Origin of the sequence: Streptomyces cahuitamycinicus, from assembly GCF_002891435.1 — a bacterium.
GTDB classification, from domain to species: domain Bacteria; phylum Actinomycetota; class Actinomycetes; order Streptomycetales; family Streptomycetaceae; genus Streptomyces; species Streptomyces cahuitamycinicus.
Genome location: NZ_POUC01000385.1, coordinates 1 through 7,752, shown reverse-complemented (window position 1 = coordinate 7,752; position 7,752 = coordinate 1). Strand labels below are relative to the sequence as shown.

The following is a 7,752-nucleotide window of genomic DNA, read 5'->3' as shown; positions in this document are numbered from 1 at the left end:
CCCCCGACAGCCACGGGTGGCGCGTCGGTGGGCGAAGGGGCGGCGTCACACCGAGACGCGCGACTCCGCCGCGTCCCTGGGAGCAGGCAGCTCCACCGGCTCGGACTCACACTGCATGACGCGCGGCAACCGCAGCGCCATGACCGCCCCCAACAGCAACAACCCCGCACTCACCAGCAACGTCACATGCAGCCCGTGTACGAACGCGTCCCGGGCGGCATGCCGCAGAGCGGCACCGGCGGACCCGCCCAGCTGCGCGGCGACCTCGTACGCCTCCCCCAGCGAATGCCCCGCCGAGGAGGACGCCGACGCCGGCACCCCCGGCACGCCCGACAGCCCGGGCGCGTACGCCGCGTTCATCACCGTGCCGAGCAGCGCGATCCCGATGCCCGCCCCGAGCTGGTACGACGTCTCCCCGATCGCCGCCGCCCCACCGGCCTGCTCCTGCGGCGCCTCGCTCAGCATCGACTCGTACGCGCCGAACAGCGTCGTCTCCAGCCCGAAGCCGAGCAGCACGAACCCGCTCAGCATCAGCGCACAGTCGTCCGTCCGGCCCAGCGCCGTCAGCAGCACCACCGCGAACGCCGTGAGACAGAACCCGGCGCACACCATCCGCCGCGGCCCGAACCGCCGCAGCATCCGCGCCCCGGCCAGCCCGGCCGCCATGGCCGCGAACGTCAGCGGCAGCAGCCGCAGCCCCGTCTCCAGCGGCGACAACCCGAGCACCAGCTGCAGGTACTGCGCCGCGATCAGTTCCAGTCCCACCAGCGCGAGCATCGCCAGCACGATGCACCCGACGGACGTACTGAACGCCGGCCGCGCGAACATCGTGAGGTCGACCAGCGGATACGTCCGCCGCCGCTGCCGCCGTACGAAGCCGGCCAGCAGGAGCGCGCCCGCCACCAGCGGCAGCACGGTGGCCAGACTGCCCACCGACTCCCCGCTGCCGAGCCGCTTCACGCCCAGTACGACGCCGAACAGCCCGACCGCCGCCATCAGCGCCCCGACGACGTCCCAGGGGCCCTTGCCGTCACCCTTCGACTCGGGCAGCAGCAGTCGTCCCACCGGGAGGCTGACCAGCATCAACGGAATGTTGACGAGAAACACCGAGCCCCACCAGAAGTGCTCCAGCAGGAAGCCGCCGAGCAGCGGACCGACCGCCGCGCCCACCGCGGCCACGGCGCTCCAGACGCCGATCGCGAGCGCTCGCTCGCGCCGGTCCGGGAAGACCTGCCGCAGGATCGACAGGGTCGCGGGCATGATCATCGCGCCGCCCACGCCGAGCAGCGCCCGCGCCACGATCAGTACCTGGGCGCTGTCGGCCAGGGCCGCGAGACCGGAGGCGACACCGAACAGCGTGTAGCCGAGGAGCAGCACTCTTCGGCGGCCGATGCGGTCGCCCAGCGTGCCGAACAGGATCAGCAGCGAGGCGCAGACCAGTGGGTAGACGTCGACGATCCAGAGCAGCTCTATCCCGCCGGGCCTGAGGTCCTCGGTGACGGCGGGGACCGCCACGTGCAGCACGGTGGCGTCGACGGCGACCAGCAGCAGGCTGACGCAGAGGACGACGAGAACCACCCAGCGGTTGGCACCGGCCCCGGCCGCCCGACGGCGCAGCGCGGCGGCGGCCGTGGTCGTCCCGGACATGTACGTACCTCCCAGATGTTCCCTCGCGATCGGCGGGCTCACGGGGTGGGGGACGCCCCCGCGACTCGGCCGGAGAGGAGCGGTGGTCTCCGGCCCGCGCAGACGAAAAGCGAGTGACACGTCAGAGTACGCGAGTCCCCGACGGAGACCAGTGGCGGACCTCTCACACCTTCGGCGGAAGGATGTGGCGTACGCCACTTGCTCCTTCGTGGTTCACGCCCCGGCCGGCCGGGCGGTTCCGGCCCGGGTCGATAATCGGGCCCGTGACCGATCTTGAGACGCGCGCGGCCCCGTCCCGCGCCGGGGCGCTGCGCCGGGCTGCTCCGGCGCTCGCCGGGTACGCGGCCGTCCGCGCCCTGGGCCTGCTCGCTCTGTTCCTGTGGAGCGCGGCGCGGGACAAGAACGCGTACACGCTGCTGACCGCCCGGTGGGACGCGCTCTGGTACGTCCGCGTCGCCGAGCTCGGCTACGGCTACGAGGTGCGGCTGGCGAACGGGGACGTGCACTCGAACCTGGCGTTCTTCCCGCTGCTGCCCTGGCTGGAGCGGCTGGTGGCGGCGGTGTCGCCACTGTCGTACGCGGACGGGGGGTTCCTGGTCAGCGCGGTCGCCTCGCTCGCCGCGGCCTGGGGGATCTTCGCGGTGGCGGACCATGTGTACGGCCGCCGGGCCGGGGTGTGCGCGGTGCTGCTCTGGGCCGTTCTGCCGGTCGGGATCGTGCAGTCGATGGCGTACAGCGAGTCCCTGTTCACGGCGCTCGCGGCCTGGGCGCTGTACGCCGTCCTGACCGGCCGCTGGGTGACGGCCGGCGCACTGGCCCTGTTCGCCGGGCTGACCCGCCCGGTGGGACTGGCCGTGGTGGCGGCGGTGTGGGCGGCGGCGGTTGCCTCCTTCGTCCGCGACCGGCGTGCGGCCGGGCAGGACGCTCCGCGCGTCCCCGCCGCCGGGACCCGGGCCCGGCGCGTCCTCGGCATGGCCCTGGCCCCCCTCGGCACCGCCTGCTACGTGCTCTGGGTCGGCCACCGCACCGGCAAGGGCCCACTGGGCTATCTCGATGTCCAGGCCGGATGGCGCAACGGCTTCGACGGCGGCTACGCCTTCGCCCGTTTCGCCGCCGAGAAGTTCACGTCGTTCCCGTCGGCTCTCGCCGGGGTGGGGCTCATCGCCGGGGTCGTGTCAGTCGTCTGGCTGTATGTGACCGGAGTTCGTCAGCGCCAGCCGCTGCCGCTGCTGGTCTACACCGGGATCGTGACCGCGCTCGCCCTGTGCGCGTCGAGCTACTTCGGCTCGAAACCGCGTCTGCTGATGCCCGCCTTCACCTTGCTGCTGCCTCTCGGGCTGGCCTTGGCCAAGGTGCGTACGCGCAGGTCAGCGACCATTCTCGGGTCCGTGGCGGTGGCCTCCGCGGTGTACGGCGCGTTCTGGCTGAACGGCTCCGGTCCGCCCTGACCCGCTGTGAGCGCCGGGGGAATTCCGCCCCATGCCCCGGTGAACGAATTCAAAAGCGCGATAAAACCCGCATCCGGAATGATCAAAGGAATTGAAGGCCACGGCGCCCGGCGATTGCAGATTCGCTGGAAATAAACCCCCTCCTGAGAGGAATCCCACATCACATCGTCATCACAAAGCCGTTGATTCGCCCGGGATCTGAGCTCACTCGCTGTAACGTCGATTGGGTGCGTACCGAACCGAAGCTCACCCGTCTGGACCGGGTGTTCGCCCGGCTGGACCGTGAGCCGGAACGACCGGCCCACATCGATGTGCCGAAGATGAGCAGGCACCGCATCGTGCTCTTCGCGGGAACCCTGGCCTTCTACGGCGCGATCGTGTGGGCCGTGGTGATCACGTCCTGGCTGGTCCGGCTCGACTGGCAGGTCATGTTCTTCCGCCCGTACCAGCAGTGGTCGGAGATCCACTGGTTCGTCGACTACTACGTGGTCCTCGGCCAGCGCGGCCCGACCGCCGTGATGGTCGCGGCGTGGCTGGGCTGGCGCTCCTGGCGGCAGCACACCCTGCGGCCGCTGCTCGTGTTCGGCGTCTCGCTGCTGCTGCTGAACGTCACGGTCGGAGCCGCCAAGTACGGCATGGGCCGCCTGGGTCCGCACTACGCGACCGTGATCGGCTCGAACGAGATGTGGCGCGGCGGCGATATATTTCCGAGCGGTCACACCGCCAACGCCGTGGTGACCTGGGGAATCCTGGCCTACCTGGCGTCCTCCGCGAGAGCGCAGCGCTGGCTGTCCGCCGTGTCCGCGGTGACCTCGCTCGGCGTCGGGATGGCCACGGTCTACCTCGGTACGCACTGGCTGAGTGATGTGCTCCTCGGCTGGACCGCGGGTCTGCTGATCCTGCTCGGCCTGCCATGGTTCGAGCCGCTGATCGCCCGGGCCGAGGTCGCGATCTTCGACCTGCGCGATCGTCTGCGGGACCGCAGACGCCGCACCCCGGCCGGGGCTCCCGTCCTGATCACGCCGCTGCCCGCCGACCGGGAGGACGTGCCGGCCCTAGCGGCCCGGGCCCCGGTCTGCCTGGCGCCGGGCCCGCACACGACCCGCTCGGAGCGCACGCCGGTCACACCCGCCGGCAGCCGCCGCCCGCCGCACCCGGAGCGCCACCCGCGAGGTTCGGCATCGTCGGCCCGCCCCATGACGGGCGGCTGACCACGGGCCGGTGCCCGCCCCCTCTCCGGCACCGCGAAGGCCCCGGTTCCGGGAGGGTGGTGGGTGCTTCCCAGGGGCCTCCGCCAGGTCTCAGCCCTTCCAGGCCCGCGCCACCCGACCGCCCTTGACCTCGAAGTTCAGCCGGCCCACGCGGTACTCCATCGTGATGATCGCCCCCGGCGGCAGCGAGCGCACCGTCGGCCAGCCGCGCTCTCGCGCGAGGCGTTCGGCCCGGTCGGCCTCCAGGCCGACATAGGCGTCCGGGCTGTCGTCGGGTTCAGCGGAGGGTGTCGGAGTCGGTGCCATGCCGCCACGCTATGTGCTGCCCGCCGACCACGGAAGTCCCGGCCCGCGGCCCCGGTCACTGTTCCCCTCCCGTCACGCTTCTGTCACAAGATCACGACAGGCGTTTCGGAAGCTGTCCGTCACACGGACGAGCGGTTCCGTACGCCTTCCGCAGGCATTCGATCGGAATTCCCGCGTGTCCCATGAGCTCATGGAAAAGCCCGGCGGAAAGTGCCGGGTGAAGTGCCTCCGGGGCTCCATTCCTTATCCTGTGCCGCACCGGCCCGGCGAAGTCGGCGCGGTACGGGAAATGCATGGCTTCGGCACACAGAGGCCGATACGCCCCCTGTCGGAGCGCACGATGACGCGAGCATCATGGCGTGAGCTCGCGGGTACGTGAGGCGTGGGCTGCGGCGGGCCCGGTGCGCGATCAGCGAAGGGGCGAGCGAGCGATGGGGACGCAGACCGTAGAGGCGGCGGCGCCGTCCGAGCCGCGGACGCGGCACGGACGAGCGGTGGTCGACTGGCTGACGACGACGGACCACAAGAAGATCGGCCATCTCTACCTGATCACGTCGTTCCTGTTCTTCCTGGTCGCCGGGGCGATGGCGCTGCTGATGCGCGCCGAACTGGCCCGCCCCGGCCTGCAGATCATCGACAACGAGCAGTTCAACCAGGCGTTCACGCTGCACGGCACGATCATGTTGCTGCTGTTCGCGACGCCGACCTTCGCGGGCTTCGCCAACGAGCTGATGCCGCTGCAGATCGGCGCGCCCGACGTCGCCTTCCCGCGGCTGAACATGTTCTCGTACTAGCTGTTCCTGTTCGGCGGGCTGATCGTGCTCGGCTCCCTGCTGGTGCCCTCGGGGCCCGCCGACTTCGGCTGGACCGCCTACGCCCCGCTCAACAGCGCGGAACGCACGCCGGGCATCGGAGCCGACCTGTGGATCATGGGGCTGGCGCTGTCGGGCTTCGGCACGATCCTCGGCGCGGTCAACTTCATCACCACGATCATCGGGATGCGCGCCCCCGGCATGACGATGTTCCGGATGCCGATCTTCGTGTGGAACACCCTGTTCACGTCGATCCTGATCCTGATGGCGTTTCCGGTGCTCGCGGCGGCGCTGCTGGTGCTGGAGGCGGACCGTCGGTTCGGTTCGCAGGTCTTCGACGCGGCCAACGGCGGCGCGATCCTGTGGCAGCACCTGTTCTGGTTCTTCGGCCACCCCGAGGTGTACATCATCGCGCTGCCGTTCTTCGGCATCATCACGGAGATCATCCCCGTCTTCAGCCGCAAGCCGCTGTTCGGCTATCTGACGCTGGTCGGGGCGACCATGGCGATCACCGGCCTGTCGATGATCGTGTGGGCACACCACATGTTCGCCACCGGCGCGGTGCTGCTGCCGTTCTTCTCCTTCATGAGCTTCCTGATCGCGGTGCCGACGGGCGTGAAGATCTTCAACTGGGCCGGCACCATGCTCAAGGGCTCGCTGTCCTTCGAAACGCCCATGCTGTGGGCGACGGGCTTCCTGGTGACATTCCTGTTCGGCGGGCTGACCGGGGTGATCCTGGCGTCGCCGCCGCTGGACTTCCATGTGACGGACACGTACTTCGTGGTCGCGCACTTCCACTACGTCGTCTTCGGCACGGTCGTCTTCGCGATCTTCGCCGGCTTCTACTTCTGGTGGCCCAAGTTCACCGGGAAGATGCTCGACGAACGGCTCGGCAAGATCCACTTCTGGACGCTGTTCACCGGCTTCCACACCACGTTCCTGGTGCAGCACTGGCTGGGCGCCGAGGGCATGCCCCGCCGATACGCGGACTACCTCGCGGCGGACGGGTTCACCGCGCTCAACACCGTGTCGACGATCGGCGCGTTCCTGCTCGGCATGTCGACGCTGCCGTTCCTCTACAACGTGTGGAAGACCGCCAAGTACGGGGAGAAGGTCGAGGTCGACGACCCCTGGGGCTTCGGCCGCTCCCTGGAGTGGGCGACCTCCTGTCCGCCGCCGCGGCACAACTTCACGACGCTGCCCCGGATCCGCTCCGAGTCGCCGGCGTTCGACCTGCACCATCCCGAGTACGCGGCGGTGACGTCTCAGCCCGAGCCAGAGCGCCATCAAGCCGGTCCCGAGTCGTCCTGATCGCCTCGATCAGCCCGTCCGGCTCCAGCACCTCGAACTCGAAGCCCAGCATCACCACATGGATGACCATCACGTCGAGGCTGCCGGCGCCGCAGCGCAGCAGGCAGGTGTCGGGGCCCTCGGCCTCCAGCACCCCGGCGGAGGGTGAGATGTGCTCGCCCGCCTCCTCCAGGGGCACCAGGAGCCGCACGACGGCGTGGGTGGCGTACGCGCGCGTGGAGACGCCCTGGGAGACGTAGGCGGCGAGGTCCTCGGCGGGCGGGCGGCGCGGGGTGAAACGCGGGCCGTGCGGGGGCCTGGGCGTGACGCGGTCCACGCGGAACGTGCGCCAGTCGTCCCGGTCGAGGTCCCAGGCGACCAGGTACCAGCGGCGCTCGGTGCACACCAGGCGGTGCGGTTCGACGCTGCGGCGGGTGGTGGTGCCGTCGTGGCCGCGGTACTCGAAGCGCAGCCGTTCGGCGTCCCGGCACAGGTGGGCGAGTTCGGTGAGCACGGCCGGGTCGACCGAGGAGGGCAGCGTGCTGCGCAGCATCGGCACGGTGACGGCGTTCAGGGCGCTCACCCGTCGCCGCAGCCGGTTCGGCAGCACCTGCTCCAGCTTGGCGAGGGCCCGTACCGAGGTCTCTCCGATGCCGTCGATGCCCTGCCCGGCGGCGGTGCGCAGCCCGACCGCCACGGCGACGGCCTCGTCGTCGTCCAGGAGCAGCGGGGGCAGTTCCGCGCCGGCGCCCAGTTGGTAGCCGCCGCCGGTGCCGGGGCTGGCGTTGACCGGGTAGCCCAGCTCACGCAGCCGGTCGACGTCCCGCCGCAGGGTGCGGGCGCTGACGCCGAGCCGGCCGGCGAGGTCGGCGCCGGACCACTCGCGGTGGGCCTGGAGCAGGGACAGCAGACGCAGCAGACGGGCCGAGGTCTCCAACATGGGGCGAGTCTGCCAGGCCTTGCGGACAACCACTGTCCTCAAGGCGCGTAGGCCAGTTGAGGGACGGTGAAGCAGGTGCGGTTCATGTCCCCCTGGCC

At 70.6% G+C, this 7,752-nt stretch carries 5 protein-coding genes and 1 pseudogene; 3 read left to right on the top strand and 3 right to left on the bottom strand.

Features of this window, described 5'->3' with window-relative positions; all coding sequences use genetic code 11:
• Positions 1-45: 45 nt before the first annotated feature.
• Complete coding sequence (locus C1J00_RS34030; protein ID WP_102912823.1) at positions 46-1,647, bottom strand: MFS transporter; 1,602 nt, start codon at positions 1,645-1,647, stop codon at positions 46-48.
• 263 nt (positions 1,648-1,910) lie between these two features.
• Here C1J00_RS34030 and C1J00_RS34025 point away from each other — a divergent pair, with 263 nt between their 5' ends.
• Together C1J00_RS34025 and C1J00_RS34020 are read left to right on the top strand one after the other, a co-directional pair.
• On the top strand, positions 1,911-3,095 hold the full coding sequence (locus C1J00_RS34025; RefSeq protein WP_102912822.1) for a mannosyltransferase family protein: 1,185 nt from the start codon (positions 1,911-1,913) through the stop codon (positions 3,093-3,095).
• Positions 3,096-3,322: 227 nt separating this feature from the next.
• Positions 3,323-4,306, top strand: a complete 984-nt coding sequence (locus C1J00_RS34020; protein ID WP_102912821.1) for a phosphatase PAP2 family protein — start codon at positions 3,323-3,325, stop codon at positions 4,304-4,306.
• A gap of 90 nt (positions 4,307-4,396) precedes the next feature.
• On the opposite strand, the gene C1J00_RS34015 is transcribed toward C1J00_RS34020, so the two are convergent.
• Positions 4,397-4,612, bottom strand: coding sequence for an I78 family peptidase inhibitor (locus tag C1J00_RS34015; RefSeq protein WP_102912820.1), 216 nt, complete (start codon positions 4,610-4,612; stop codon positions 4,397-4,399).
• A 431-nt stretch (positions 4,613-5,043) separates the two neighbouring features.
• Between C1J00_RS34015 and ctaD the strand changes: the two are divergent.
• Positions 5,044-6,729, top strand: a pseudogene (gene ctaD / locus C1J00_RS34010) (aa3-type cytochrome oxidase subunit I); the annotation flags it as partial.
• On the opposite strand, the gene C1J00_RS34005 reads toward ctaD, so the two are convergent.
• Positions 6,614-7,654, bottom strand: a complete 1,041-nt coding sequence (locus tag C1J00_RS34005; protein WP_102912819.1) for a helix-turn-helix transcriptional regulator — start codon at positions 7,652-7,654, stop codon at positions 6,614-6,616. The pseudogene ctaD and the gene C1J00_RS34005 overlap by 116 nt on opposite strands.
• Between the last annotated feature and the right edge of the window lie 98 nt (positions 7,655-7,752).